Origin of the sequence: Nocardia puris (genome assembly GCF_036051655.1) — a bacterium.
Lineage (GTDB): Bacteria > Actinomycetota > Actinomycetes > Mycobacteriales > Mycobacteriaceae > Nocardia > Nocardia puris.
In genome coordinates this window covers 7,464,251-7,490,940 of sequence record NZ_CP107943.1, presented here as the reverse complement: position 1 = coordinate 7,490,940, position 26,690 = coordinate 7,464,251, and the positions used below count along the sequence as shown (strand labels likewise).

23 protein-coding genes and 1 CRISPR repeat array are annotated in these 26,690 nt (G+C 70.5%); of the genes, 20 read left to right on the top strand and 3 right to left on the bottom strand.

Annotation, left to right across the window (positions count from 1 at the left end; all coding sequences use genetic code 11):
- The first annotated feature begins 3 nt into the window (after positions 1-3).
- The 4 genes from OHB21_RS34790 to OHB21_RS34775 all read left to right on the top strand — a co-directional run bounded on the left by OHB21_RS34790 (position 4) and on the right by OHB21_RS34775 (position 5,273).
- Positions 4-999: a DHH family phosphoesterase gene (locus tag OHB21_RS34790; RefSeq protein WP_067512905.1), complete on the top strand. Its 996-nt coding sequence runs from the start codon at positions 4-6 to the stop codon at positions 997-999.
- A gap of 528 nt (positions 1,000-1,527) precedes the next feature.
- Positions 1,528-2,829 carry an MATE family efflux transporter gene (locus OHB21_RS34785; RefSeq protein WP_067512968.1) on the top strand — a complete coding sequence of 434 codons (1,302 nt, stop codon included), beginning with the start codon at positions 1,528-1,530 and terminating at the stop codon, positions 2,827-2,829.
- 48 nt (positions 2,830-2,877) lie between these two features.
- Positions 2,878-3,879: a permease gene (locus tag OHB21_RS34780; protein ID WP_195125551.1), complete on the top strand. Its 1,002-nt coding sequence runs from the start codon at positions 2,878-2,880 to the stop codon at positions 3,877-3,879.
- Entirely contained in the window at positions 3,876-5,273 is a 1,398-nt protein-coding gene (locus OHB21_RS34775; protein ID WP_195125552.1) for a TIGR03943 family putative permease subunit, read from the top strand. Before OHB21_RS34780 ends, OHB21_RS34775 begins: the two co-directional genes overlap by 4 nt.
- Before the next feature lie 138 nt (positions 5,274-5,411).
- A CRISPR array of direct repeats spans positions 5,412-6,049; the repeat unit is 28 nt; unit sequence GTGCTCCCCACGCACGTGGGGATGGTCC.
- Positions 6,050-6,124: 75 nt separating this feature from the next.
- On the opposite strand, the gene grpE is transcribed toward OHB21_RS34775, so the two are convergent.
- Positions 6,125-6,604 (bottom strand): nucleotide exchange factor GrpE, encoded by a 480-nt coding sequence (grpE, locus tag OHB21_RS34770; RefSeq protein ID WP_067512911.1) that lies wholly within the window; start codon positions 6,602-6,604, stop codon positions 6,125-6,127.
- 92 nt (positions 6,605-6,696) lie between these two features.
- On the opposite strand from grpE, the gene OHB21_RS34765 reads away from it, so the two are divergent.
- The 8 genes from OHB21_RS34765 to OHB21_RS34730 all read left to right on the top strand — a co-directional run bounded on the left by OHB21_RS34765 (position 6,697) and on the right by OHB21_RS34730 (position 15,820).
- Complete coding sequence (locus OHB21_RS34765) at positions 6,697-8,379, top strand: Hsp70 family protein (protein WP_067512913.1); 1,683 nt, start codon at positions 6,697-6,699, stop codon at positions 8,377-8,379.
- An 8-nt stretch (positions 8,380-8,387) separates the two neighbouring features.
- Entirely contained in the window at positions 8,388-11,561 is a 3,174-nt protein-coding gene (locus OHB21_RS34760; protein ID WP_195125553.1) for a hypothetical protein, read from the top strand.
- 226 nt (positions 11,562-11,787) lie between these two features.
- The gene (locus OHB21_RS34755) at positions 11,788-12,039 is read left to right on the top strand and encodes a FitA-like ribbon-helix-helix domain-containing protein (RefSeq protein WP_067512917.1); all 252 of its coding nucleotides are present in this window, start codon (positions 11,788-11,790) and stop codon (positions 12,037-12,039) included.
- The gene (locus tag OHB21_RS34750) at positions 12,036-12,452 is read left to right on the top strand and encodes a type II toxin-antitoxin system VapC family toxin (RefSeq protein WP_067512919.1); all 417 of its coding nucleotides are present in this window, start codon (positions 12,036-12,038) and stop codon (positions 12,450-12,452) included. Before OHB21_RS34755 ends, OHB21_RS34750 begins: the two co-directional genes overlap by 4 nt.
- Before the next feature lie 87 nt (positions 12,453-12,539).
- Positions 12,540-13,496, top strand: coding sequence for a metallophosphoesterase family protein (locus OHB21_RS34745; protein WP_113974965.1), 957 nt, complete (start codon positions 12,540-12,542; stop codon positions 13,494-13,496).
- Between the two features lie 102 nt (positions 13,497-13,598).
- Complete coding sequence (npt, locus tag OHB21_RS34740; protein WP_067512972.1) at positions 13,599-14,267, top strand: 4'-phosphopantetheinyl transferase Npt; 669 nt, start codon at positions 13,599-13,601, stop codon at positions 14,265-14,267.
- Positions 14,264-15,181: a tRNA pseudouridine(55) synthase TruB gene (gene truB, locus OHB21_RS34735; protein ID WP_067512921.1), complete on the top strand. Its 918-nt coding sequence runs from the start codon at positions 14,264-14,266 to the stop codon at positions 15,179-15,181. Before npt ends, truB begins: the two co-directional genes overlap by 4 nt.
- A 216-nt stretch (positions 15,182-15,397) precedes the next feature.
- Positions 15,398-15,820, top strand: a complete 423-nt coding sequence (locus OHB21_RS34730; RefSeq protein WP_067512923.1) for an EF-hand domain-containing protein — start codon at positions 15,398-15,400, stop codon at positions 15,818-15,820.
- A gap of 171 nt (positions 15,821-15,991) precedes the next feature.
- Here OHB21_RS34730 and OHB21_RS34725 read toward each other — a convergent pair whose 3' ends face one another.
- Positions 15,992-16,402: a PNPOx family protein gene (locus OHB21_RS34725; protein WP_228790842.1), complete on the bottom strand. Its 411-nt coding sequence runs from the start codon at positions 16,400-16,402 to the stop codon at positions 15,992-15,994.
- A 1,833-nt stretch (positions 16,403-18,235) separates the two neighbouring features.
- Here OHB21_RS34725 and OHB21_RS34720 point away from each other — a divergent pair.
- The gene (locus OHB21_RS34720; protein WP_228790845.1) at positions 18,236-19,066 is read left to right on the top strand and encodes a hypothetical protein; all 831 of its coding nucleotides are present in this window, start codon (positions 18,236-18,238) and stop codon (positions 19,064-19,066) included.
- Between the two features lie 9 nt (positions 19,067-19,075).
- Here the strand turns inward: OHB21_RS34720 and OHB21_RS34715 are convergent, their stop codons facing one another.
- Positions 19,076-19,792 (bottom strand): metal-dependent transcriptional regulator, encoded by a 717-nt coding sequence (locus OHB21_RS34715; RefSeq protein WP_067512976.1) that lies wholly within the window; start codon positions 19,790-19,792, stop codon positions 19,076-19,078.
- 284 nt (positions 19,793-20,076) lie between these two features.
- On the opposite strand from OHB21_RS34715, the gene OHB21_RS34710 reads away from it, so the two are divergent.
- The 7 genes from OHB21_RS34710 (at position 20,077) to OHB21_RS34680 (ending at position 26,686) form a co-directional block, all read left to right on the top strand.
- A complete protein-coding gene (locus OHB21_RS34710; protein ID WP_084538057.1) occupies positions 20,077-21,060 on the top strand; it encodes a bifunctional riboflavin kinase/FAD synthetase in 984 nt (327 codons plus the stop codon).
- A gap of 165 nt (positions 21,061-21,225) precedes the next feature.
- A complete protein-coding gene (rpsO, locus tag OHB21_RS34705) occupies positions 21,226-21,495 on the top strand; it encodes a 30S ribosomal protein S15 (RefSeq protein WP_067512929.1) in 270 nt (89 codons plus the stop codon).
- 210 nt (positions 21,496-21,705) lie between these two features.
- Positions 21,706-22,104: an MmgE/PrpD family protein gene (locus OHB21_RS34700; protein ID WP_267465162.1), complete on the top strand. Its 399-nt coding sequence runs from the start codon at positions 21,706-21,708 to the stop codon at positions 22,102-22,104.
- Complete coding sequence (locus OHB21_RS34695; protein WP_324192069.1) at positions 22,056-23,114, top strand: MmgE/PrpD family protein; 1,059 nt, start codon at positions 22,056-22,058, stop codon at positions 23,112-23,114. The genes OHB21_RS34700 and OHB21_RS34695 overlap by 49 nt, the downstream gene beginning before the upstream one ends.
- Positions 23,115-23,151: 37 nt before the next feature.
- Positions 23,152-23,589, top strand: a complete 438-nt coding sequence (locus tag OHB21_RS34690) for a phosphosulfolactate synthase (protein WP_324192070.1) — start codon at positions 23,152-23,154, stop codon at positions 23,587-23,589.
- The gene (locus tag OHB21_RS34685; protein ID WP_328440121.1) at positions 23,526-24,011 is read left to right on the top strand and encodes a phosphosulfolactate synthase; all 486 of its coding nucleotides are present in this window, start codon (positions 23,526-23,528) and stop codon (positions 24,009-24,011) included. Before OHB21_RS34690 ends, OHB21_RS34685 begins: the two co-directional genes overlap by 64 nt.
- A 404-nt stretch (positions 24,012-24,415) precedes the next feature.
- Positions 24,416-26,686 carry a polyribonucleotide nucleotidyltransferase gene (locus tag OHB21_RS34680; RefSeq protein WP_067512935.1) on the top strand — a complete coding sequence of 757 codons (2,271 nt, stop codon included), beginning with the start codon at positions 24,416-24,418 and terminating at the stop codon, positions 26,684-26,686.
- Positions 26,687-26,690 lie beyond the last annotated feature (4 nt).

Below are 26,690 nucleotides of genomic sequence, written 5' to 3'. Positions count from 1 at the left end.
CGGATGACGAACGGTGATCCCGGCCTCGACGCCGCCGTCGAGGCGCTGACCGGTGCGCGATCGGTCACCGTGCTGTGCCACGTGCAGCCCGACGCCGACACCATCGGCAGCGGGCTCGCGCTGGCGCTGGTGCTGCATCGCCGGGGCGTGCCGGTGTGGGTGTCGTTCGCCGAGCCCGCCGAGCTGCCCGCGTCCATGCGGACGCTGCCCGGGGTCACGCATCTGGTGCCGCCCGACGAGGTACCGCGCGCCGTGGATCTGGTGGTGGCGGTGGACTGCGGCAGCGCGAATCGGCTCGGCGCGCTCGCCGACCGGTTGGACGGCGCGCGCACCACGCTGGTGGTCGACCACCATCGGTCGAACACCCGTTTCGGGCAGCTGAACCTGGTGGATCCCAGCGCGGAGTCCACCACCAGCGTGATCGCGCGGCTGCTCGACGCGTGGGGCGAACCGATCGATGCCGAAGTGGCGCACTGTCTTTACGCCGGACTCGTCACCGACACGGGATCGTTCCGCTGGGTGCGTCCCGGCACGCATCAGCTCGCCGAACGGCTGCTCGCCACCGGCATCGATGGCGCCGAGATCGCGCGCGCCTTGCTCGACACGCACCCGTTCGACTGGCTGCCCATGCTTTCCCGCGTGCTCGGTTCGGCGCGGCTGGAGCCCGGCGCGCGCGGCGGCACCGGCCTCGCCTACGCGTTCGTGCGCCGCGACGACGTGACGGGCGTGGGCCCGGAGGAGATCGAGAGCGTCATCGACATCGTGCGCACCACCGCCGAGGCGGGAATCGCCGCCGTGTTCAAGGAATCTCGCACCGTGGACGGCCGCTGGACGGTTTCGTTGCGCTCCCGCGACACCGGACCGGGCGCGCGCGACGGCGTGGACGTCGCGGAGATCGCGACGGCGCTCGGCGGGGGTGGGCACCGGTACGCGGCGGGGTACACGACCCACGGTGGGCCGGAGGATGTGGTCCGGGCGCTGCTCGTGGCGCTGGGGTAGTGATGGTGCCGACGGATGTGATGCCGGTCCGCCCACGTCGGTTCCGGAGCACGATCGATCCGCCGCGGAGGTGCCCGATCGGAGAAGCGACAGGTCGACCGGTATCCGGTGCCGGCGAGCGCGACTCGCACAGCGTGTTCGAGGTGATCTGCCGCACCCTGCCCCGCGTGTTCCTGGACGTCGGGTCGCCGATGGACGCGGCGCACGGCCTGGCACGCCGCGGGTGGATCGCGTGACGTGGCGGCACATCCCGGCCGCCGCTGTGCCGGACGGAATGTCTCAGTGGCACCGGGCGCGACCGGGTTTGCCGCAGCCGTCGCGAGTCGCACTGTGCTGGTCGGGTCAGCCGAGGAATGCGGCATTACGGCGGTGCGGGCGGTACGCCGCGGAGTGCGGCGACCGACGCGGCGCGGACGCGGGGACCTATCAGCGGGCTTTCTACTCGGATGGTGAGAATCGTTGAGCAGCAATGAGATCGAGAAAGGCAGCGCGGCCGCAGCCGATCCGTCCGACGCCGGGCCGAAACGGATGCTGGCGCTGGCGCTGCCCACGCTCGGCGTGCTCGTCGCCGAACCGCTGTATCTGCTGTTCGATCTCGCCGTGGTCGGCAGGCTGGGGGCGCTCGCGCTGGCCGGGTTGGCGGTCGGCGGACTGATCCTCTCGGTGGTGAGCACGCAGCTCACGTTTCTGTCCTACGGCACCACGGCGCGGTCGGCGCGGCGGCACGGCGCCGGTGACGAGCGGGGCGCGGTGACCGAAGGCGTGCAGGCCACGTGGCTGGCGTTGCTGATGGGCACGGGGATTCTGATCGTCATGCAGATCGTGGCCGGGCCGGTCACCGCGGCAATCGCGGGTGGGGGCGATATCGCGGCCGAGGCGCTGGACTGGGTGCGGATCGCGCTGTTCGGTGTGCCGCTCATCCTCGTCGCCATGGCGGGCAACGGGTGGTTGCGCGGAGTGCAGCAGGTGCGCCGTCCGCTGTTGTATGTCGTTGCCGGGCTGGGCCTTTCGGCGGTGCTGTGCCCGCTGCTGGTGCACGGGCTGTTCGGTGCGCCGGATCTCGGGCTGGTCGGGTCGGCGGTCGCCAACGTGATCGGGCAGACGGTGACGGCCGCGCTGTTCCTGAGTCCGCTGCTGCGCGCGGGTGTTCCGCTCGCGCCGCACTGGTCGGTGATGCGCGCCCAGCTGGTGCTCGGCCGCGACCTGATCGTGCGCAGTCTGGCGTTCCAAGCCTGTTTCGTGTCGGCGGCGGCGGTGGCCTCGCGTTTCGGGGCGGCGTCGGTGGCGGCGCACCAAGTGGTGCTGCACCTGTGGAATTTCCTCGCGCTCACACTGGATTCGCTCGCCATCGCGGCGCAGACCTTGGTCGGCGCGGCACTCGGCGCCGGGAACGCCGGGGGAGCGCGGCGGCTGGCCCGGCGCGTCACCGCGTGGTCGGAAGTGTTCGCGGTGGGGCTGGCGCTGGTCTTCGCCGCCGGCTACGCCGTGATCCCGCGCCTGTTCACCGACGACCCCGACGTGCTCGAGCGCGCCGGTGTGGCGTGGTGGTTCTTCGTCGCGCTGATCCCGGTCGCGGGTGTGGTGTTCGCGCTCGACGGTGTGCTGCTCGGCGCGGGCGACGCCGCCTACCTGCGCACCACGACGCTCGCCTCCGCCCTGCTCGGGTTTCTGCCCGCGATCTGGCTGTCGCTGGCGTTCGACTGGGGACTGGCCGGCATCTGGACCGGGTTGGCGGCGTTCATGCTGCTGCGGTTGGCCGCGGTGGTGTGGCGGGCGCGGTCGGGAGCCTGGGCGCGCGTGGGCGCGGAGGTGCCCGCCGGGCGGGCGTGATCGGCCGCGTCGTTCGATAACGACTTTCATTCCTGGCAAGATGTGGGCATGCTCGAGCAGCTACCGGGGCGGGGTCTGCGGACCAAGGTGTCCTCCACGTATGTCCTGATCGGCCTGTTGGCCGTGGGCGTGCTGACGCAGGCGTGGTTGATGTCGGCGGTCGACTCGAGCGCGCGATTGCAGACCGCCATGACGATGTTCGTCGGCGTATTCGTGCAGGCTGTCCCGTTCCTGGTGCTCGGTGTGGTGGTGAGCGGAGTGATCGCCGCGTTCATATCGCCGAACCTGTTGCGGAAGGTGTTGCCGCGCAATGAGAAGGCGGCCATCGGTGTCGGGGGATTGGCGGGGGTCGCGCTGCCGGGGTGTGAGTGCGGTGTGGTGCCGGTGGCGCGACGGTTGATCGATCAGGGGGCGCCGAGTTCCGTCGCTTTGGCGTTTCTGCTGTCGGCTCCCGCCGTGAATCCGGTGGTTCTGGTGTCGACCGCCGTCGCGTTTCCCGGTGAGCCGGGGATGGTGGCGGGGCGGTTCGTCGCGTCGCTGGCCACGGCGGTGGTGATGGGGTTGCTGTGGTCGCGGTTCGGGAGTCCATCGTGGATGCTGCCGCGCGGCGGTGCCGACCACTGCGTCAGCGGGCGCACCCGCGCGGCGGTGTTCGTGGAGGCCGCGCGTCACGACCTCCTGCAAGCCGGAGCGTTCCTGGTGCTGGGCGCCGCGATCGCCGCCGCCCTGCACGTGATCGTGCCGCCGCACTGGTACGAGCAGCTGGCCACGCAGATGCTGCTGGCGATCCTGGTGCTCGCGATCCTGGCCGTGGTGCTGGCGCTGTGCTCGGAGGCCGACGCGTTCGTCGCCGCGAGCATGTCGTCGCTGCCGCTGCTGCCGCGCCTGGTGTTCCTGGTCGTCGGTCCCGCTGTCGACGTGAAACTGTTCGCGATGCAGGCAGGGACTTTCGGGCGCGCGTTCGCGCTGCGTTTCGCACCGGTGACCTTCGTGGTGGCCGTTGTGTGCGCGACGGTGGTCGGGTACGTGACGCTCGGCGGTGCGCGATGAGGCGCGAGACGCAGAATTTGCTGCTGTTGATCGTGGGCGTGGCGGTTCTGCGGACCACGCTGGATGGGACGTATCTGCGGTATGTGAAGGAAGGGTTGTATCCGTTTCTGCTGGTGAGTGGGGTGGTGATCGTCGGGCTCGCTGTGTATGCGATCGTGCGCGACATCGTCGACGAACGTTCTCGGCGTAGGGGGTTCGGGGGCGGACACCACCATGGATCTCTGGTGCTGGGGGGTTCGCCGGTTCACGAATCCGCCTGGCACGAACCGGATATCGGGCCGGCGGTCGGACCGGCAGGGATTCTCGTGCATCGGCACGGACCCGTGGGGTTCTCAGCCCGACGGGGTGTTACCGCAGCGGCTTCCGGCCACGAGGCCGATGCCGGAGCAGACTCCGCGACCGCCGCCGGCGCGGTTGGTATGGGAGCCGCCTCGGTGTACGAGGCTGATGCGGCGGCCTCCGATCGCGCGGTTGGTACGGGAGTCGGCTCGGCGGACGGGGCTGACACGGCGGCCTCCGATCGCGCGGTCGGTACAGGAGCGGCCTCCGCTTCCGGGGCTGGCGTGGCGGCCTCTACTCACGGAGTCGGTATGGACGCGGCCTCTGGCCGCGGGGCCAGCACCGCGGCGGCCTCCACCCGCAAGGCTGGTGCGGAAGCGGCCTCTGCTCACGGAGTCGGTGCGGCAGTGACCTCTGCCCGTGGGATCGGCGCGGCGGCGGCCTCTGCTCACAGGGTCGGCGAGGCTCCGGCTTCCGCCCACCGGGTCGGTGCCGCAGCGTCCACCCACAGGGGCGGCGCGGCGGCGGCCTCGGCTCACGGAGCCGACAACGCAGCGGCCTCCGCCGAGGGCGCCGGTACATCACCCGACCACTCCCACGAACACGGGCGCGTCCAATGGCTACTTCTCGCCCCCGTCATCGCCCTACTGGTCTTCACACCGCCCGCACTGGGCGCGAACGGAGCTCCGACGGGCGGCTCGGCGCGCCCGGCAGCTGTGTCCGAGATCCCCGAAATGCGCGAATTCCCGCCCCTCCCAGCCGAACCCGCCCCCACCCTCACCCTGATCGAGGTGATGAACCGCGCCAACCTCGACTCCACCCACTCCCTCGACGGCCGCGAAATCACCCTCTCCGGCTTCATCCTGCGCGCCGAACACGGCGACGGCCTCGACCTCGCCCGCGTCGCCATCAGCTGCTGCGTAGCCGACGCCCGCTACGTCCGCCTCCACCTCACCGCCCTCCCCCAACCCCTCCCCGAAGACACCTGGATCGAAGTCCGCGGAACGGTAGTCCCCAACAGCGCCCCCACCGACCCAGACCTGACCCCGACCCTGACAGTCCACGACTTTCGCTTGATCGAGCGACCGGAGAACTCCTACGAACGAATCCGCTGAGTGCGAGAGTCGACCCCATCGAGACTTCGCCAACTCGGCACAATTCACGAACCGCCCCGACGCGCCCTCCCGGAAGCCCGGATCGGAGTAGTGGTCGAAAAATGGGTTACCCACCGGTAGAGTGCCTGGTCAGGAAGTGTGCTCCCCACGCACGTGGGGATGGTCCTTTGGCGGGTTCCGCCCAGGTTTGGGTATCTCTGTGCTCCCCACGCACGTGGGGATGGTCCGGAACAGTCGCACGATGACCGACGAGAATGACCGTGCTCCCCACGCACGTGGGGATGGTCCGCGTTCGGCCTCACCACGGTCGGCAGCCTCGACGTGCTCCCCACGCACGTGGGGATGGTCCGTCATCACGTGACACGCGAGTAAGCTGGTCGTTGTGCTCCCCACGCACGTGGGGATGGTCCGAACGCTCCGCCGCGCCGCCGAACCCCTCTCCAGTGCTCCCCACGCACGTGGGGATGGTCCCTCCGCAGGAATCGGCGGAGGAGGCGGTGTCGGGTGCTCCCCACGCACGTGGGGATGGTCCTGCCTGAGATCCCCGAACCCACCGTCCGCTGCAGTGCTCCCCACGCACGTGGGGATGGTCCGTGGTGCGCCATCTCTCGGCGGGCGCGCGGCCAGTGCTCCCCACGCACGTGGGGATGGTCCGCCCTCATTGGTGACGATGACGCGCCGCGGACCGTGCTCCCCACGCACGTGGGGATGGTCCCCTGGCGACCGGCGCGCACGGAGTGATCCAGGGGTGCTCCCCACGCACGTGGGGATGGTCCGGAGTGAACGGCGATGCCTGACACCACGACCCGGTGCTCCTCACGCTCGTGGCGGCGTGTCGGGACGGTACGCAGTCAGTCCGACTCGGATTTGGCGAGTTGGCGCACCACCACGCTCGCGGGGCGGAGGGAGCGGGTGCCGACGGTGAGGCCCGGGGCGATGAGCGCGTCGACGGTGCGGTCTTCGGATGGGTCGGTGGTCGACACCACGTCTGTGGCTTCCATGGTCAGCGAGTCGAACGCTGTTCCGGGGCCCGGGGTGAGGAGGGTGGCGCCGCGGCCGGTGAGGAGGCGCTCGATGCGGGTGGTCACGGCGTCGAAGGCGGCGCGTTCGCGCTCGGATTCGGCGGTGGCGGCGCAGGCCGAAGTGTCGCCGTGGAGGGCGAAGAGCTCCACAACCAAGGGCAGGTCCGCCCCCGCGCGGTCGCGGCGGTCGCGCTCCTTCGCCTCGTCGGCCAGGCGGTCGAGGGTGGCGGCTTGGCGGGTGACCACGCGGGTCAGGTCCTCGACGCGTTCGGCGAGTTGGGCGAGGGTCTGCTCGACGGGATCGGTCATAGGCGCACTGTAGCCGCGCCGATCGGGTTGCGCGTCAGCCGGATTCGCCCGTCACGGGCCGGTGTCGGAGGGGACTGCTACCATCGCGTCCCATGGGGGTCTACGGCATCGACCTGGGCACTACCAATTCGGCGATCGCGCGAATCGACGCCGACGGCAGGCCAGAAGTACTCATCGGCATGAGCGGTGAATCGACGGTTCCGTCCGTCGTGCTGTTCGCGTCCGCGTTCGATCACCTGGTGGGTGAGGGCGCGCGCCGCCAGGCCCGGCTGGACCCCGAGCACGTGTGCTCGCTGGTCAAACGCCGGATGGGTGACGCGCAGTGGCGGTTCGCCGCGCACGGGGAGACCTGGTCGGCCCCGGCCGTCTCGGCGCTCATCCTCAAGAGCCTGGCCGCCGATGCGGAGTTCGGCGGCGGTGAGCCGGTGCGCCGCGCCGTGATCACGGTCCCCGCCTACTTCGGAGACGAGGAGCGCCGCGCCACCATCCAGGCCGGCACCTACGCGGGCCTCGACGTCGCGGGCGTGCTGTCCGAGCCGATCGCCGCCGCCTTCTCCTACGGTTTCGGCAGGCTCGACGGCAGCGTCGACGTCGGCAAGGGCGGCGCCCGCGAGACCGTGCTCGTCTACGACCTCGGCGGCGGCACCTTCGACGCCACCGTCATCGAACTGGCCGACCGCCGGATCTCGGTGCTCGCCGTGGAGGGCGACCACCAGCTCGGCGGCGCCGACTGGGACGAGCGCATCGCCCTGTATCTGTCGCAGCAGTTCTGCGCCGCCAACCCCGACGCCGAGGACCCGCTCGACGATTCGGCCGGTTCGCAGATGCTGGTGCTGGCCGCCGAGCGCGCCAAACGTGAACTCAGTGAGGCCGACAGCACCGAGGTGGTCGTCGCGCACGACGGCGTCCGCGCGGTCGTCACCCTCACCCGCGACCAGCTCGAGTCCATGACGGCCTCGCTCCTGCGCCGCACCATCGACCTCACCCGCGACTGCCTCGAGGCCGCCGCGAAACGAGGCATCACGCACGTCGATCGGCTGCTGCTCGTCGGCGGCTCCTCGCGGATGCCGATGGTGGCGCGTGAGCTGAAGAACGAACTGGGCCTCGTCGGCGAACTGCGCGACCCGGATCTGTCGGTGGCGCGCGGTGCCGCGCTCTACGGCGAGAAGCTGGAGATGGAGCGGCTCATCGTCGCCGACCTCGTCACCCGCGGCCGGCTGCGCGACGGCGCCACGCTGAACGAGGCGGCACCGGCCGATCTCGAACAGTCGGTGTCGCGGGTCGCCGCGTCGTTCGGCCAGCCGGTGAGCCTGGTGCGGCGCATGCTGGAGATCCAGGTCGACACGGTGGTGTCGCGCGGATTCGGTGTGCTCGCGCTCGATTCGCACTACGGCCTGGCCGCGGCGTGGCTGGTGCACCGCAACCAGACGCTGCCGGTGCGGGTCCGCCGCTCCTTCGGCACGGTCCGCGAAGATCAGGACCAGATCGAGCTGACCATCGTCGAGCAGCAGGGCCAAGCCGCGTCGGTGCGCCCCGAGGACACGAAAGTCCTTGTGGAGGGCCGTATTCGCGGCATCCCACCCGGGTATCCGGCGGGCAGCGAGGTGCGCGTGACGTTCGAGATGGGGTTCGACGGCGTCCTGCACGTCACGGCGCATCACGTGGACGCCGATATGCCGCTCACCTTGTCGGCGCAGACCGGGGCCACGCTCTCGCAGTCGGAAGTGGCGCGCGAACTCGACCAGGTGCAGCGCACGCGCCGCCGCGACAGCTGAGCCGCCCCATGCACGCCTTCGACCCGAACGACTACCGCAAGCGCGTCCTGGCCGCCGTCGAGCGCCGTGGCGGGCCCGAGCACTCGGATCCGTTCGAACTCTACGACATTCCGCTGGACGAGGCCGAAACCCTCAGCGACGCTGAGGTTTCCGCGCGGGTCGACGAGGTGTGGGGGTTCTGGCAGAAGCAACGTGACCACCCCAAGTACCGGGTGCTCGTCGGGTTGCTGGTGGAAAGCCACGACCGGCTGTCCTACCTGCTGCTCAACGCGTCGGCGCGGGGGGCCGAAGCCCTGCGGATCCGGCAGGAACGCGAACTGCGCGACGCCGAACGCTACGAGATGCTCGACACCGCCATCTCCCGCCTCGTGCAGCGCCACGGCGGCATTCCCGCCGCCAAGGTGGCCGGGCTCGAGGAGATCGGGGCGATGGGCGGGCTCACCGCCGCCGAGATAGCCGCCCGGTTGCGCAGGCATCGGGTCATCCAGGAAGCCCCGGCGCCCGCCGCGTCCGCTCCGGCCACGGTGCTCACCGACCAGCGGCGCAAACAGATCAAGCAACTACTCGGCGAATGGGAAAGGCTGGTCGACGGCCCGCCCGCGCCGACCTTGCTGGGGCTGCTCGGTCTCGATCCCACCCGAGCCACCCACACCGGCGAGATCCGTTTGCGCGCAGAAGCTTTGCGCGCGCGGGCGCGGGAACTGCCCGCCGGGCGGATGCGCGCGGTGCTGGACGAACTGCTCGTGCACGTCCAGGATCTGCTGGAGCCGGGTGGCGCCGTGGTGGCGGAGTACGTCGCGGCGATCCGCGAGGACGTGGCGGCCGAACTGCGGCCGAAGGTGCGCGCGGCGGTGCTCGTCGAGGACGAACTCGTGGGGGAGGACTACGAATTCCTGCGGGACGAGGCGATCGAGCTCGGGCTCGATCACGCGGGCGCAGTCGCGTTGCTGGCCGAACTGGCCGCCGATCTCGGTGCGCGCGTGGGGGAACCGACCGGGCCGAACTCCTTCTCGCAGGGGGCGGCGGCGTCAGGTTCGCACTCGCATGCACCCGCACCGGCGTCCGGCTCCTACTCGCAGACCCCCGGGGCTCGCTCGCGAACCCCAGCTCCAGGGCCCGGTTCCCATTCGCGAACCCCGGCCCCCGGGCCTGGCTCCTACTCCCGGTCGCCCGCTGCTGGTTCTCCCGCGCCGTCACGTCGGCAGTGGGAGGAGCCGCTGAAGGAGGCGCGCGCCGCGCTGCGGGCGGGCCGCGCGCAGGAAGCCGCCCGCCACATCGCGCGGGCGCGGCAATTCGACCCGGCCGGTGATGGCGCCACCCCGATCCGGTCGGTGTCCGACGAGGTGGAGCGCGTGCTGTCGGAGGCCGCCACGCACTGGCGCGTCGCGCTGGCCGCCGTCGCCGCCAAACGCTACGTCGAGGCGCTGGACCGACTCGGGCAGTTGCGCCGCACCGCGGCCGACGTGCCGCCGCCGAACGGGTCGGCGTCGGGACTGGACCAGCTCATCGCCGATGCCGAGCGTGCGGTCGCCGAGGTGGATCGCCTTGTCGCGGCTGCTGATTCGGGTCCGGCCGCCGACCGTTCCCGCACGTTGCTCGCCGCTCGCGACATGTGCGTCGACCACCCCGGTGTGCTCGAAGCGCTCGCCGCCACCCCTTTGGCCTCGCCCGGCGCGGTGCGCGCCTCGCGCCTGCCGAGCGGTTCGGTGGAGATCAGGTGGGAGCCGTCGTCCACCGCGGGTGTGAGCTACCGCGTCACCCGATTGCAGCCGGACGGTTCGTGGAAGGTTGTCGGCCGTACCCGCACCACCGATATCGAAGACGGTGGTGCTCCGGCCGGTGAGCTGGCGGTGTACGCGGTGGCTGCGGCGGATTCCGGTCGGTACTCCGAGGCGGTTCGCTCCGACGCGCCCCGAAGTCCTTCGGTGAATGAGAGTTCGGCGCCCGGTATCGGTGCGGTCGGTGGTGCCACGGCAAGTGCCGGTGCGAGTTCCGCGCAGCCCCGGTACGTCGCGCCTGCCTCGGGTTCGGCGACGGCTGGGAACGCCGCGACCGGGGAGGACGTCGCGAGTGCCTGGACCGCTACGACGTCCGAACACGGTGCAACCGCGCCGACATCCGGGCCGGACGTGAGCGCCGCGGCGGTGGACCCTACGGTAAGAGGTTCCGAGCCCGTCGCGGGCTCCGCAACGGGCACCGGGCCGACCACCGCCCCGGGCGGGCAGGAGCGAGTCGCTGATGCTCCGAATGCCGGTGGTGCCAAGAAGATCGACTACCGGCGTCCACCGCGCGCGGCGCGGGCCACCGCCCCCGCACCCACCCCCTCCGCGTCCACCGTCGAGACACACGTCCCCTCGGCGGATCCGGCGCAGCGTGAACTTCCTTCTGCCGGTGCGGAATCCAGCGCCGAACACTCGGTCGCCGAGGGGTCGGAACCGGGTTACGAACAGGTGCGCGCGGCGTCGATCCCGAACCCGGGCGATGCTGCCACCGGTGCAGTGGCCGGGCACTCGGGCGGCCGACTCGATGAGAGCGGCGAAGCATCGGCTGCCAGCGCGACGGCCGCAGCGCCCGCGGAGACCGTTCGATTCCCCGCGGGTTCCGTGCCGCAGCGTGATCCGTCTGCCGGCGCAGAATCGCCGTCGGGATCGCCCGGGGACGTCGCACCTGCGAGAGCCGCTGCGCCCCAGGGTGATCCGTCCTCGGGTACGGGATCATCCGCCGGAGCGCCCACTGCATCGCCTCCTGCCGCCGCGGGTGCCGTCTTGCCGCAGGATTCGCAGTCGCCCGACACGGCGGAGCCGAGTGCGATGTCGGCCGCAGCGGCCACCACATCGAATCACGCCGCACCGCAAGGTGATCCGATGCCGGACGGCATCCCCGTCGTCTCCGCCCTCCGCGAAAACGGCGGCCTTCTCCAGTTCGACTGGCCCACCGGCGTCACCGAGGTGATGGTCGTGGCACGCCCCGACGCGCCCCCACTCACCCCGGACGACCCGCAGGCCCGCGCCTGGAAGGTCACCAATATGCGCTACGAGATCGACGGCGGCGTCCGCGTCCCCGCCGACCTCCCGCGCCCGTGCCACGTGGCCGTCGCCTCCTGCCGCCGGGAACCGAACGGCCGGCTCATCGTCGCCGGCGGCTTCGCCCCCACCACCCACATCCTCTGGCCCCATCCCTGACTCCGGTTGACCGCGCCTGGGCGGTTGATTCCTGGGGCAGTGGTCATAGGCGATGAGGGATCTGGGGGTGTCCGCCGCTTCGTTCGTGGTCGGTCACCGATCCATCCGGCCGGATTCGAGCCGCCTGGTTCGTCGTGTCTGGAGGCGGAAGTCCGCGCGCCCGACAGGGTGCATGCATCGGGCGTACGATGACTGCATTGACAGCATTACGGGAGGGGTGAGGGCAGTGGTCAACCTGACGGTGCGGAACATTCCGGACGAAGTGCACCGTGCCCTGCGGCTGCGGGCGGCGGCGCACGGTCGGAGCGCGGAGGCGGAGTTGCGGTCGATCATCGCCGAGGCGGTTCTGCCGCCCGGTCGCGTGGAGCTGGGGTCTGTCCTGGTCGAGATCGGGCGGGAGGTGGCGCTCGGCGACGACGAGGTCGACGCGCTGGCGGCCCGTGATCGGACCCCGGTGCGGCCGATGGAGTTCGGGTGATCATCCTCGACACGAACGTCATCTCCGAACCGCTGCGCAAGACACCCGATCCGCGCGTCGTCGCCTGGCTCGACGCGCAGAATGTGGCGACCCTGTACCTCTCGGTCATCACCATCGCCGAGTTGCGGTTCGGTGTCGCGGCCATGCCTTCGGGAACGCGGCGAGATCTGTTGCGCGACAACCTGGAACGCCGGGTGCTGCCTTTGTTCGATGGGCGAATTCTCGACGTCGATATCCCGGCGTCCGGCGCGTACGCCGATCTCATGGTGACGGCCCGGTCGGCCGGAGTGGCGATCGGGATAGCCGACGGGCTGATCGCCGCCACGGCGGCGGCCTCCGATATGGCGGTCGCCACCCGCGATGTCGAGCCGTTTCGCGCCGCGGGGGTGCCCGTGGTCGATCCGTGGCAGTGAGGGGTCCGGAATGGGATCGCGCCGGGGAGCGTTCGCATCGGGCATGGTCGGGTGGCGGAAGGAGCTCGGTATGACAGGGTGGGTGTGGTGATACCCAAGTTGATGGCGGTGAGCGACATTCATGTCGGCCACCAGGGGAATCGTCCCGTCGTGGAGGAGATCCGGCCCGATTCGCCGGAGGACTGGCTCATCGTGGCCGGTGACGTCGCCGAGAAATCCGACGACATCCGGTGGGCGCTGGAGCTGTTGCGCAGCCGGTTCAAGCAGGTCATCTGGGTGCCGGGCAACCACGAACTGTGGACGACCGCCAAGGATCCGGTGCAGATGCACGGCGTCGCCCGTTACGAGTACCTGGTGTCGATCTGCCGCGATCTGGACGTGATCACCCCGGAGGATCCGTTCCCCGTCTGGCGCGGCGCGGGCAGCGAACAGTACGGCGGCGCGGTCACCCTCGCGCCCCTGTTCCTGCTCTACGACTACTCGTTCCTGCCGGAGGGCGCCACCACCAAGGCCGAGGGCCTGGCGATCGCCCGCGAACGCAACGTGGTGGCCACCGACGAATTCCTGCTCTCCCCGGAGCCGTACCTCACCCGCGACGCGTGGTGTCACGCCCGCGTGCAGGTCACCAAACGCAAGCTCGACGCACTCGGACCCGACACCCCGGTCGTGCTGATCAACCACTTCCCGATGGTCCGCCAGCCCACCGACGTGCTGTTCTACCCCGAGTTCGCGCTGTGGTGCGGCACCGAACTCACCGCCGACTGGCACACCCGCTACAACGTGGTGTGCTCGGTGTACGGGCACCTGCACATCCCGCGCACCTCGCACTACGACGGCGTCCGCTTCGAAGAGGTGTCGCTCGGCTATCCGAGAGAGTGGCAGCGGCGCGGGCTGCCCGACCGGCTGCTGCGCCAGATCCTGCCCGCCCCGGAGTACCCGCCCGGCACCCTCAACAAGTGGGGCGGCCACTTCCAGGTGACACCCGAGATGGAGGCGGCCGCCGCCGAGATGCGCAGCCGCGCCCAGCGTCGGCGGGGCGTCTGAGCGGCCGGTAGGCTCGATCGGGCTACGGAGTTGGTGGGCGCACGGGCGATCCGCCCGGCGGGAGGACGGTCCGCACCCGGACCGCGCGGAGAGGTGAAGACGCTGATCGAGAACATTCTGCCCGGCGGGATCGCCTCGGCGGAACTGCTGGACTACCCGGATGATCTGAAACCCCATCCGGCGGAAGAGCATCTCATCGCCAAATCGGTGGAGAAGCGCCGCCGCGACTTCATCGGCGCCCGGCATTGCGCCCGCCTCGCGCTGGAACAGCTCGGCGAGCCGCCCGTCGCCATCGGCAAGGGCGAGCGCGGGGCGCCGGTGTGGCCGCGCGGCATCGTCGGCAGCCTCACCCACTGCGACGGATACCGGGCGGCGGCGCTCGCGCACAAGATGCGGTTCCGTTCCGTCGGGATCGACGCCGAACCGCACGGCGCGCTGCCCGAGGGCGTGCTCGAATCGACCAGCCTCCCGGAGGAACGCGCATGGCTGGCGTCCACCGACACCGGCCTGCACCTGGACCGGTTGCTGTTCTGCGCGAAGGAAGCCACCTACAAGGCGTGGTTCCCGCTCACCACGCGCTGGCTCGGCTTCGAGGAAGCGCGCATCACGTTCACCGTCGACGAGGTGGGGGAGGGCACCGGCTCGGGCACCTTCCGCAGCGAACTGCTGGTGCCCGGCCAGACCCATGACGGCGGCCTGCCGCTCACCTCGTTCGACGGGCGCTGGCGCATCGGCGACGGTCTCATCCTGGCCGCGATCGCGCACGCATGACCGACGCCGGAACCCGCCCCGACGTGCTCGGCGGCCTGCTCATCGTCGACAAGGACGGCGGGTGGACCAGCCACGATGTGGTGTCACGCTGCCGGAAACTGTTGCGCACCAAGAAAGTCGGGCACGCGGGCACCCTCGACCCGATGGCCACCGGCGTGCTGGTGCTCGGCGTGGAACGGGCCACGAAACTGCTCGGCCTGCTGACGCTGACCACCAAGGCGTACACGGCGACCATCCGGCTCGGCGCGGCCACCAGTACCGATGACGCGGAAGGGGAAACGCTCACCACCTCGTCGGCGCTGCACGTCACCGACGCCGAGATCGCGGCGGGGGTCGCCGCGCTGACCGGCGAGATCCAGCAGGTCCCCGCCACGGTCAGCGCGATCAAGGTGAACGGGGAACGCGCGTACGCCCGCCATCGCGCGGGCGAGGAGGTGAAACTGGCCGCCCGCCCGGTCACGGTGTCGCGGTTCGACGTGCTGGCGCGGCGGGACGTCGCCGACGGTGGGTACGTCGACCTGGACGTGGTGGTGGAGTGCTCGTCGGGCACCTACGTGCGCGCGCTCGCCCGCGATCTGGGCGCGGCGCTGGGTGTCGGCGGCCACCTCACGGCGTTGCGCCGCACCCGAGTGGGCCCCTTCACCCTCGAGCACGCGCGCACCCTCGAAGCGCTCGCCGACGATCCCACCCTGAACCTCGGCATCGACGAGGCCATCCGAATCGCCTTCCCGCACCGCACCATCGACGCGGACGAAGCCGAATCCCTGCGCGACGGGCGCTGGCTCGACCCGGTCGGTATCGAGGGCGTGCACGCCGCCCTCACGCCGGAGGGGATCGCCATCGCGTTGCTGGAGGAGAAGGGCAAGCGGTCGTCGCCGGTGTTCGTGGTGCGCCCGCGCGGATTGGTGGACTGAGGGACTTGGGCGCCTCGCCAGTTGCGAGTGCGCCACGTGGTCGGGGGCAGTGCCGATTCCGTCATTCGCTGCCGTCGCGGGAAGGCGAGCCGCCGCCGGGTGTTCGAGGGAGCAGGCCCGAATCCCGGTGTGGCCGTGGGCTGCTGGGGGCGGGCGGTCCCCGTACAGTGGGCGGTGGTTGTAAGCGCCGGATTGTGGGCCGGGAAGGCAGTGGGTATGAGTGAGAAGCCGGTCGACACGTTCGAGTTGTGGGATCGGGATGGCGACGGGCTCGTCTCGGTGCGCGACATCGTCGAGGGCATCGGGTCGCTGGGGCTCGAGGTCGACACCGAGGCCGTGGAGCGGATGGTCGCGGCCGCCGACACCAACGGCGACTTCCTCGTCTCGCGTGCCGAATTCGACGCCGCGCTGGTGGCCGGGCGTCTCGACGTGAACGACGCCGACGCCGCCTTCCGCGTCTTCGACGCCAACGGCGACGGGCGCATCTCCGTCGAGGAACTGGAGAACCTCATCCGCCACGTCGGTGCGGGCCTGATCGATACCCCGGCCGCCGACCTCCTCGCGGCGGCCGACCACGACGGTGACGGTTACCTCTCCCCGTCCGAATTCCGCGCCCTCCTGGACGAACTCGCCCGCTGAGCGGGAGGCCGCGAGAGCGAGCGTTCCCCTCCGAAGTCCCGCCCCTGCGGGACGACCTGGCTCGCTGAGCGGGAAAGCCGCGCGAGCAGCCGTCGGCTGAGTCGTAACGCGCGTCGGTGAAGTCGCCGAGGCCCGTGGGTCGACCGGCCCCGGCCCTGACGGTGTGCGGGATCAGCCGACCGGTGGCATCGGGGCGGTCTCGTGGACCGTCACCACGACGGCGAGATCGCCGTACGGGGCGGAGCCCAGTGCCATCCGGTGGTACAGCTCGGCCAGTCCCAGACGCATGCCGTATTTGAGTTCCAGACCCGCCGTGATCTTGTCGAACAAGGGTCCCGCGTGGACGACTTCGGCGACGCCTTGATGCTGGCGGGAGCCGACCGCGGGCCTGCCGCGCCAGTCCCCGGCCTGCACGATCACACGCGGATCCCGAGCCAGCTGCCGCGCTTCGCTGGACCCGGACGAGAGACGGAACGCGAGCCGGCCGCGATCGATCGGGATCACCAAGTGGGCGACGGTCGGCCAGGGTCCCGATGCCACCGACCGGGTCACCCGCACCGTGCTCGCGTCCCACCAGAGCATGCCGGGATGCCATTCACTCGGCCGGTCGTGCGTCCCGGCCGGAGCGACAGGCGCGGCCGGAGGACGAGGTGCCGAGAGCAAATCGGCCGGTGCGGAGTTGCGGCCGGGCGGGGTGGGTCCGGGTGATCCGCCACCCGGGCCGGGAGGTGGGGGAACAGGGACTCGAGGCGTAGTGGATGCGACAGCACGGCTGGGAGGTGCGGCGACCACGGCGGCACGACCGTGGGGTGTGGCGGCGTGGACAAGGAGTTCGGTGGGTGCGGAGCCGGAAGTCGGAGTCTCGGTGGACGCGGCGCCGACGCTGTGCGTAGCGGTGGCACCGGGTGCGTCAGCTGCGCCGAGAGGTGTGCTGGGTGGGGCGGGCGCGGTGGCGCGACCGTGAGGTGCGGCGGCGGGCGCGAGAGCCTTGGTGGGTGCGGCCGCACGAGTCGGAGTCTCGGCGGCGACAGAGTCGCGCGTCTCGGTGTGGGTGCCAGGTGTGGTGACCGAGCAGCGAGTGGCGGCGGGGTCGCGGGGTGTTGCGGTGGCCACGAAGGGCTTGGTGGGTGCGGCGGGAGCCGGAGGCTTGACAGGTGTGGTTACGGCGCGGGGCGAACCCGTCGTTGTGGTGGCCGCGACTGCGTTGCGAGGCGCTCTGGGTGTGGCCGGTTCGCCGGTGCGACCGTGGGGTGCGGCGGTGTGCGTGAGGGGCTTGGCGGCGGCACGAGTCGGGGTCTCGGCAGCCGCGGCGGCGCTGCGTGACGCGGTGATGGCACCGGGTGCGTCGGCGGCGCGGAGAGGCGCGTTGCGTGCATCGGGTTCGGTGGCGCGGCTGTGGGGTGCGGAGGCCGGCGCGACAGGTGCGGCGCCCTCGCTGGGAGTCGTGGTGGGCGCGATCGGTCCAGCACCGCCGCGGGGTGCGGCGACCGGATGGGGTGGTGTGGTCGAGGTGGTGGCGAGGTCGAGGGGTGTGGTGAGTGAGCCGTCGAGGCTCAGCTCGAGGGTGGGGGGTGCGATGTGGTTGAACGGGATGGTGGGGGCGATGTTGTCGAGGGCGCCGTACATGGGTCGAGACCTCCGGTGACAGGTCGAGCGTCGGTGGAGTGGCGCACCGGGACCGGGTGCGGAACGTCGTCGTACCCGCACGCGGATTCCGGGCGGTAGGTGCGAGGGCGGAGCAGGTGTTCTCCACTGAGTGGTGGAGAAAATCTGACTACCACAACATAGATTTGATATAGCACTGAGTTGAAGTCTCTGCAATGTGATCTTGTGTCGGCCCAGATCTGTTGGCCGACAGCTGTTCTCGTCGTTGTTCGCAGCGGTCCCGGAAATGTTCGTCCCGGATGTGGAGAGCGGTCCGGCGTCGCCACCAACTGCCGCCCGCGCCGGCCGATTCCTACCCCCCCTCGGGGGCCGCCGGGATCGGCCCGAACGCGACCGGCGACAGCGGGGTCCGGACCTGCGCGGCATCCCGGATCGCCGAAGCGGCGTCCAGGGTCGCCGTGGCGTGCGGTCGGGATCGCTGAGGTTGGGTCCCCGGGGTCGCTGGGGCGTGCGGTCGGGTCGCCGAGGTTGGGTCCCCGCGATCGCCGAGGCTTGCGTTCGCGGTCGCCGAGGCGCGCATCCGCGACCACCGAGGCGCGCATCCGGCCCGGTTTCCCCACGCACTCCCCGCAGCAGGCGGATCATCTACCTCGACAACGAAACTTCAGGCGACCACGTGCGGTCCCGCGACCACACCGATCACGGATGGGCGCGGGCCGGTAACTCCCTGGCTCACTTGACCGGTGCGGGCTGACGCGGGGGTCGTGCGCTCGATAGGCCGGGTGTCAGCGGACTCTGCGGAGGTGTGTGGTGAAGCGGTGGTTCGGGTGTGTGATGGCGGTGTGCGTGGCGGTCGCGGTGGCCGGGTGCGCGAAAGACCGGGCGGCGGAGCAGGTCGACAGCTTGCCGAGCATCACCCTGCCCGATGCGACGACCGCGCCGACACCGCAGAGTCCGGGGATCGCGGCCGCGCCCACCGCGCCCGGCGGCGGGCAGCCCAGTCCGGTGCAGCCGCCCTCGGCGCCGCCGCCCGCCATTCCGCCGGAGTCGCCCGCGCAGGGGACCGTCGTGCTGGAGACGGTGACGCTGGGTGGTGCGGCCGTCCCCGGCGTGCCGGTGACGCTGATGCGGATGCAGCCCTGCGACCAGGCGAACAACGATATCCCGTTGGGCGCCACCGAGATCGGGCGCTGGGACGCCACCACCGGCAGCGACGGGCGCGCCACGTTCACCGCTCCGGTCGGCTGCTACCGCTTCCGCATGGACCCGCCCGCCGGCACCGATCCGGTCCCCGAAGGCATGCACACGCTGTTCGTCACCCACGCCGGCCAGCACGTCACCGGGCAGCTGCGGTTCAACGACCCGGTGTCCGGACCGGAGTGCGCGGTGACGCGGATCGTCGACGATCTCGGCCGCCACGGTGAACTCGGCGAACTCGGGAACTACGTCCCCTCGGTCTCCGGCTGCGACGGCGGCTGGGCGGTCATCGTGTGGGACATCCCCGGCGACAGCCAGCGCATCGTCCGCCACGGCCCCGACGGCTGGCGCACCTACGTGCGCTTCCCGCACAACCAGTGCTGGAGCGAAGCCGTCGCCGACGGCGCCCCGGCCCGCCTGGATATCTACTTCACGGCGTGCTGACCGCGACCCTCAGGTCGTGATCCAAATGGCGTCCGTAGCGGGACGCCCCAGGTCGATCGGCGCTTCCGCGTCCCCGATCCGCACCGCGATGGTCCCCGCGAAATCGCGCCGCTCGACCACCGTGATCAGGGTGTCCAGCGCGATCCCGACCGAGTCGAAGTAGCGCAGCATGTCGGGGTCGGAGTCGGAGATGCGGGCGACGCGTCCGCCCTGGTTCGCCTCGAAATCGGTGAGCTGGCGGGCCGGGGGCGTGGGCACCGCGCCGTCCACCGAGGGGATGGGGTCGCCGTGCGGGTCGCGGTCGGGGTAGCCGAGTTTGGCGTCGATGCGCGCCATCAGCAGTTCCGACACCGCGTGCTCGAGCACCTCGGCCTCGTCGTGCACCTCGTCCCAGCCGTAGCCGAGCTCGTTGACGAGGAACGTCTCGATGAGCCGGTGCCTACGCACCATGGCGACGGCGGCGCGGCGGCCGTGGTCGGTGAGCGTGATCGATCCGTACCTGGCGTGTTCCACCAGACCCTGGTCGGCGAGCTTGCGCACGGCCTCGGACACGGTGGACGCCGAGACGCCGATGCGTTCGGCCAGCAGCTTGGTGGACACCTTCTCCTGCGACCACTCCTGGGCGGTCCAGATGACCTTCAGATAGTCCTGGGCAACCGAGGTCAGCTCCGGTGCGAGGGTGGCGGTGCTGCCCGTCGGCTCGGTCGCCGCGGAGCCGTCGCTCAACTCGCGGCGGGTGGCGATATCACGTTTGCCTGGCACATACCCGAGCTTATGCACATCGCCGCATTTTCACACAGTCGGACACCGGGATGCGGCCAAGTCGTGTTCGGCCGTCCGCCCGGTCGCGATCGCCCCCGTGACCAGTCGCGACGGCGGGCCGCGTACCCCTCGGTGACCGTCCGGCGCGGTACGCCGCGGTGTCGCGTGCGCGACCGGCGGGGAAGCGTTGTGTGACATCCGGTACGCCCGAATAGGGTTCGTTCCGGGGCTTGCGTAGGCTGCGAACTGTGCAGAGATGGCGAAGTCTCGACGAGGTGCCCGCGGACTGGGGACGGTGCGTGCTCACGATCGGCGTATTCGACGGGGTGCACCGCGGTCACGCGCAGTTGATCAGCAGGGCGGTGAAATCCGCGGCGGCGCGTGGCGTGCCGTCGGTCCTGATGACGTTCGATCCGCATCCGATGGAGGTGGTGCGGCCCGGCTCCCACCCGGCGCAGCTCACCACCCTCACCCGGCGCGCGGAACTGGTCGAGGAACTCGGTGTCGACGTGTTCTGCGTGATGCCGTTCACCCACGAGTTCATGAAGCTGACCCCCGGCCGCTACGTCCACGACCTGCTGGTCGAGCGCCTGCACGTGGCCGAGGTCGTGGTGGGCGACAACTTCACCTTCGGCAAGAAGGCCGCGGGCACCATCGAGACCATGCGCGAGCTGGGCGACCGGTTCGGCTTCGAGGTCGACGGGGTCACGCTGCTCGGCGAGCACGCGGTGACGTTCTCCTCCACCTACATCCGCGCTTGCGTCGACGCCGGTGATATGGCCGCCGCGGCCGAGGCGCTGGGCCGCCCGCACCGGGTGGAGGGCGTGGTCGTGCACGGCGACGGCCGCGGCCGCGAACTGGGCTATCCCACCGCGAACGTCGCGCCCCCCATGCACGCGGCGATCCCGGCCGACGGCGTGTACGCGGGCTGGTTCACGGTGCTCGGGCCCGGCCCGACGATCGGCACCGTCACGCCGGGCCAGCGCGCCATGGCGGCGATCTCGGTGGGCACCAACCCCACGTTCTCCGGTCGCGCGCGCACGGTGGAGGCCTACGTCATCGACGGTGACGCCGATCTGTACGGCCAGCACGTGGCGGTGGACTTCGTCGAGCACGTGCGCGGTATGCAGAAGTTCGACTCGATCGACGCGCTGCTCGCCGAGATGGGCCGCGATGTGGACAAAGCTCGCGGGTTGCTCGAGAGCGCCGAGCGCCGCGCCGCCTCGTCGTAGCGCGGGGTCGCTCCGGGTGCGGCACCACCTCGGGACGGACCCGATTCGGTGCCGAAATCCACCTCCGGTAAGGTGGACCCTCGGGTTTGCTGCGGTCCGCGGCGGCGCCCACCCGGTTCGCCGGTCACCTCACACGCGGAACTGAGAAACAGGAGTGGATGCCCCGTGGCGCTGACCACCGAGCAGAAGACGGCCATCCTGGCCGAGTACGGCCTGCACGAGAAGGACACCGGTTCGCCGGAGGCCCAGATCGCGCTGCTGTCGAAGCGGATCGCCGACATCACCGAGCACCTGAAGGTCCACAAGCACGACCACCACACCCGCCACGGCCTGATGGCGCTGATCGGTCGTCGCAAGCGGCTCTCGAAGTACCTGCAGGACAAGGACATCCAGCGCTACCGTTCGCTGATCGAGCGCCTCGGCCTGCGCCGGTGACCCACTGATCGCCCGGCTCGCCGCGCGGCGGGCCGACCGATCTCGCGAAAGCCGGTGGACGGTTCACACCGTCCACCGGCTTTTCGTTTGCCCGGGCGCGAGTGTGCCGTGCGTCATACTCCTTGACTCCTAACAGTACGAGCGTACGGTGAGAATTGTAAGGCAAGCCTTACCTAATTCACTCGGTCTGTTTCGGCTCGAGGAGGCTGTATGACCAGTACGCTCGCCCCACGAACAACCACCGAAGTCCAGCGTCTCGCGGACTTCGTCACCGCGGCGGATTTCGACCGAATACCACCGGATGCGCTGGAGCAGTTGAAGATTCGCGTCCTCGACACGCTCGGCGTCGCCATCGGCGCGCTCGACGCGCCACCCCTGATCGCCATTCGCGGGCTGGTGGAGGATCTGGGCGGCGACCCGCGTTCCACCATGATCGGCGGCGGTCGCTCCGCGCCCGACCGGGTCGCCTTCTACAACGGCGCGCTCAGTCGCTACCTCGATTTCATGGACTCGTTCATCGGCCGCGGCGAGACCAACACCCGTCCGACAACCTGGGCGCGGTGCTCGCCGCCGCCGAGAGCGTGGGCGCGTCGGGCCGGGAGTTCCTGACCGCGCTGGCCGTGGCCTATCAGGTGCACGTGCGCCTATCCGAGGCGGCGCCGGTGCGGGACAAGGGATTCGACCACACCACGCAGGGCGCGTACGCCGCGGCGGCGGGCGCGGCGAAGGCGCTCGGACTCGACGCCGCCCAGACCGCCAACGCGATAGCGATCGCGGGCACCGCCAATAACGCGCTGCGCGTCACGCGCACCGGCAATCTCTCGCACTGGAAAGGCTTGGCCTACCCCAACACGGCCAAGGAAGCCACCTTCGCGGCGCTGCTGGCGAGCCGGGGGATCACCGGACCCGAGGCGGTGTTCGAGGGCAACAAGGGATTCAAGGACGCCATCGCCGGGCCGTTCGAGATCGATTGGGCGGCAGAAGGTCTCGACGCGGTGCTGCGGACGATCGTGAAGAAGCACAACGCCGAGATCCACTCGCAGTCCGCGCTGGACGCCGCCCTCGACATCCGCGCGCAGGACGGTTTCACCGCGCGGGCCGTGCGCGCCGTGCGGCTGCGCACCTTCGACGTGGCGTTCTCGATCATCGGCGGCGGCGAGGAGGGCGGTAAGCACGACATCCGCACCAAGGAGGAGGCCGACCACTCGCTGCCCTACATGCTGGCGGTCGCCCTGCTCGACGGACACCTCACCCCTGAGCAGTACACGCCCGAGCGGATCGCCGCCGACGACGTGCAGGAACTGCTCGCGAAGGTCGAGGTGACCCCCTCGCCCGAGCTCACCGCGAAGTTCCCCGGGCTGCTGCCCGCCGAACTCGAGGTCGAACTCGCCGACGGCACCGTCTTCGCCGCCGCCCGCGACGACTACCGGGGCTTCGTCACCGATCCGCTCACCTGGGCGGTGGCCCGCGCCAAGTTCGACCTGCTGGCCGCCCCGTTCGCCGATACCGCGCTGCGCGAGGACATCGCCGACGCCGTGCGGCGGCTGGAGGACCTGGACGTCGCCGCCCTCACCGCGCTCCTGGCCCGCGTGTCCACCGTCCGGTCCGACGCGCACTGACACCGGGCGAACCCTCACCACCCGAAAGGCAACCACCATGACCACCACCGAAATTCGACCGGTCGACAATGCCGCGGGCCTGGCCCCCGGCACCGCCTTCGACTTCATCCCGCGCGCCCACCGGCCCGCCAAGCCGCGCGCCTACGGGCTCACCGAGGTCCGCGGCCCCTACTACTCCACCTACGGTGTGCGGCACCTGGCCGACGTGCTCGAGGTCGCCGGGCAGTGGGTCGACGGCGTGAAGTGGGCGGGCGGCTCGTTCGCGCTGCTCCCGCGCGAGCAGGTCCGCGCCTTCAGCGATCTCGCGCACGAACACGACGCCTACATCTCCTCCGGCGGCTGGCTCGAGACCGTGCTGCGCTACGGCGACCAGTACATCGACCGGTATCTCGCCGAGGCCAAGGAGGTCGGATTCGACGTCATCGAGATCTCCACGGGCTTCATCTCGGTGCCCACCTCCGGGCTGCTGCGCTGATCGAACGCGTCAAGAAGGCCGGACTGAAGGCCAAGCCCGAACTCGGCATCCAGTTCGGTTCGGGCGGCGACTCCACCGAGGCCGAACTCGCCGCCGAGGGCAAGAAGGACGTCGGCGATCTGATCGAGCGGGCCAAGCGCGCGCTGGACGCGGGCGCCGACATCATCATGATCGAGTCGGAGGGCATCACCGAGAACGTCGCCGACTGGAACACCGGCGCGGTCGCCCAGATCATCAACGGCGTCGGCCTGGAGAACGTGATGTTCGAATCCGCCGATCCGCTGGTCTACGAGTGGTACATCAAGAACTACGGCAACGAGGTCAACCTCTTCGTCGACCACTCGCAGGTCCTGCAATGGGAAGGGTTGCGGCAGAACATCTGGGGCAACAAGAGCACCTGGGGCCGCATCGTCAACGTCTGAGGCAGGGCCACGAGCGGCCGTCGCGTTCTGTGCGGTGGGATTTCCGGCGACACGCGGCCCGGCAGAGGCGATCGATGGACCCTAGGTGGTCGGACGTACAATCTTTTCGTTGGCTATCCGTGCGCGAACGCCGAACAGTATTCTGCGCACGGCAACACCGCACAGCCGTACGCACCCGAACGCGTGGCGTCGGTCTTCGGTAGTGGCCTCTCGGCCGGTGAGAAATCCGCCGTTGGGCTTCGATCGATGACCGCCTCCGCGTCGCCGTCTCCAAGGGGACACGGCCGGGTGTGCGCGTCGCGGCCGAGAAGGCTGCCGCGCGCCCGTGCCGGGTACGGCTGACGACAGTCGGCTCGCGCTCGCATGCGCTCGAGCCGGCGAGACGAGAGGTTGAGAGAAGAGAGATGACCGAAACAACTGAACGCAAGTCCTCGGCCGTGGAGGTCGAGCCCGGTGTGTTCGAATCCGTCGCGCTGATCGATAACGGCAGCTTCGGCACCCGCACCGTGCGTTTCGAGACCGGACGCCTGGCCCGCCAGGCCGCCGGCTCCGTCGTCGCCTACCTGGACGACGAGACCATGCTGCTGTCGGCGACCACCGCCAGCAAGGCGCCCAAGGACCAGTTCGACTTCTTCCCGCTGACGGTGGACGTCGAGGAGCGCATGTACGCCGCGGGCCGCATCCCCGGCTCGTTCTTCCGTCGCGAGGGCCGCCCCTCCACCGACGCGATCCTGACCTGCCGCCTGATCGACCGCCCGCTGCGCCCGTCGTTCGTCGACGGCCTGCGCAACGAGATCCAGGTCGTGGTCACCGTGCTGAGCCTGGATCCCAAGGACCTCTACGACGTGGTGGCGATCAACGCCGCGTCCGCGTCCACCCAGATCGCGGGCCTGCCGTTCTCCGGCCCGGTCGGCGGCGTGCGCGTCGCGCTGATCGAGGGCCAGTGGGTCGCGTTCCCGACCAACGAGCAGCTCGAGGACGCCGTGTTCGACATGGTGGTCGCGGGCCGCGTGGTCGAGTCCGGTGACGTCGCCATCATGATGGTCGAGGCCGAGGCCACCGAGAAGGTCATCGCGCTGATCGAGGGCGGCGCGCAGGCGCCGACCGAGGCCGTGGTGGCCGAGGGCCTCGAGGCCGCCAAGCCGTTCATCGCCCGCCTGTGCCGCGCGCAGTCCGACCTCGCCGAGCTGGCCGCCAAGCCGACCGGTGAGTTCCCGGTGTTCCTGCCCTACGAGTCCGACGTGTTCGAGGCCGTCGAGGGCACCGCGAAGGTGGAGCTGAACCAGGCGCTCAGCATCGCCGACAAGCAGGAGCGCGAGGCCAAGATCGACGAGGTCAAGCTCGCCGTGCTGGACCGGCTGGCCGACGACTTCGCCGGCCGCGAGAAGGAGCTGGGCGCCGCGTTCCGCTCGGTGACCAAGAAGCTGGTGCGCCAGCGCATCCTCACCGAGGGCTTCCGCATCGACGGCCGCGGCCTGGCCGATATCCGCGCCCTGTCCGCCGAGGTGGCCGTGGTGCCGCGCGCGCACGGTTCGGCGCTGTTCGAGCGCGGTGAGACCCAGATCATGGGCGTCACCACCCTCGACATGGTGAAGATGGCGCAGCAGGTCGACTCGCTCGGCCCGGAGACCTCCAAGCGCTACATGCACCACTACAACTTCCCGCCGTACTCCACCGGTGAGACCGGTCGCGTGGGCTCGCCCAAGCGCCGCGAGATCGGCCACGGCGCGCTGGCGGAGCGGGCGCTGATCCCCGTGCTGCCCAGCCAGGAGGAGTTCCCGTACGCGATCCGTCAGGTGTCGGAGGCGCTGGGCTCCAACGGCTCCACCTCGATGGGCTCGGTGTGCGCCTCCACCCTCGCGCTGCTGAACGCCGGTGTGCCGCTCAAGGCGCCGGTCGCGGGCATCGCGATGGGCCTGGTGTCCGACACCGTCACCAACGACAAGGGCGAGGACGAGGTCCGCTACGTCGCGCTGACCGACATCCTGGGCGCCGAGGACGCGTTCGGCGATATGGACTTCAAGGTCGCCGGCACCCGCGACTTCGTCACCGCGCTGCAGCTGGACACCAAGCTGGACGGCATCCCCTCGCAGGTGCTGGCCGGCGCGCTGAGCCAGGCGCACGACGCCCGCGTCACCATCCTGGACGTGATGGCCGAGGCCATCGCCACCCCGGACGAGATGAGCCCGTACGCGCCGCGCGTCACCGCGATCAAGATCCCGGTCGACAAGATCGGCGAGGTGATCGGGCCCAAGGGCAAGGTCATCAACCAGATCACCGAGGACACCGGCGCCAACATCTCCATCGAGGACGACGGCACCGTGTTCGTCGGCGCGACCGACGGCCCGTCGGCGCAGGCCGCGATCGACGCGATCAACGCCATCGCCAACCCGCAGCTGCCGAAGGTCGGCGAGCGCTTCCTGGGCACGGTCGTCAAGACCACCGCCTTCGGCGCGTTCGTCTCGCTGCTGCCCGGCCGCGACGGCCTGGTGCACATCTCCAAGCTGGGCAACGGCAAGCGCGTCGCCAAGGTCGAGGACGTGGTGAACGTCGGCGACAAGCTGCGCGTGGAGATCGCCGATATCGACAACCGCGGCAAGATCTCGCTGATCCCGGTCGAGGAGAACGCCGAGGAACCCGCCGCGGCGGATGCCGTCGAAGCCGGAACCGAGTAGTACT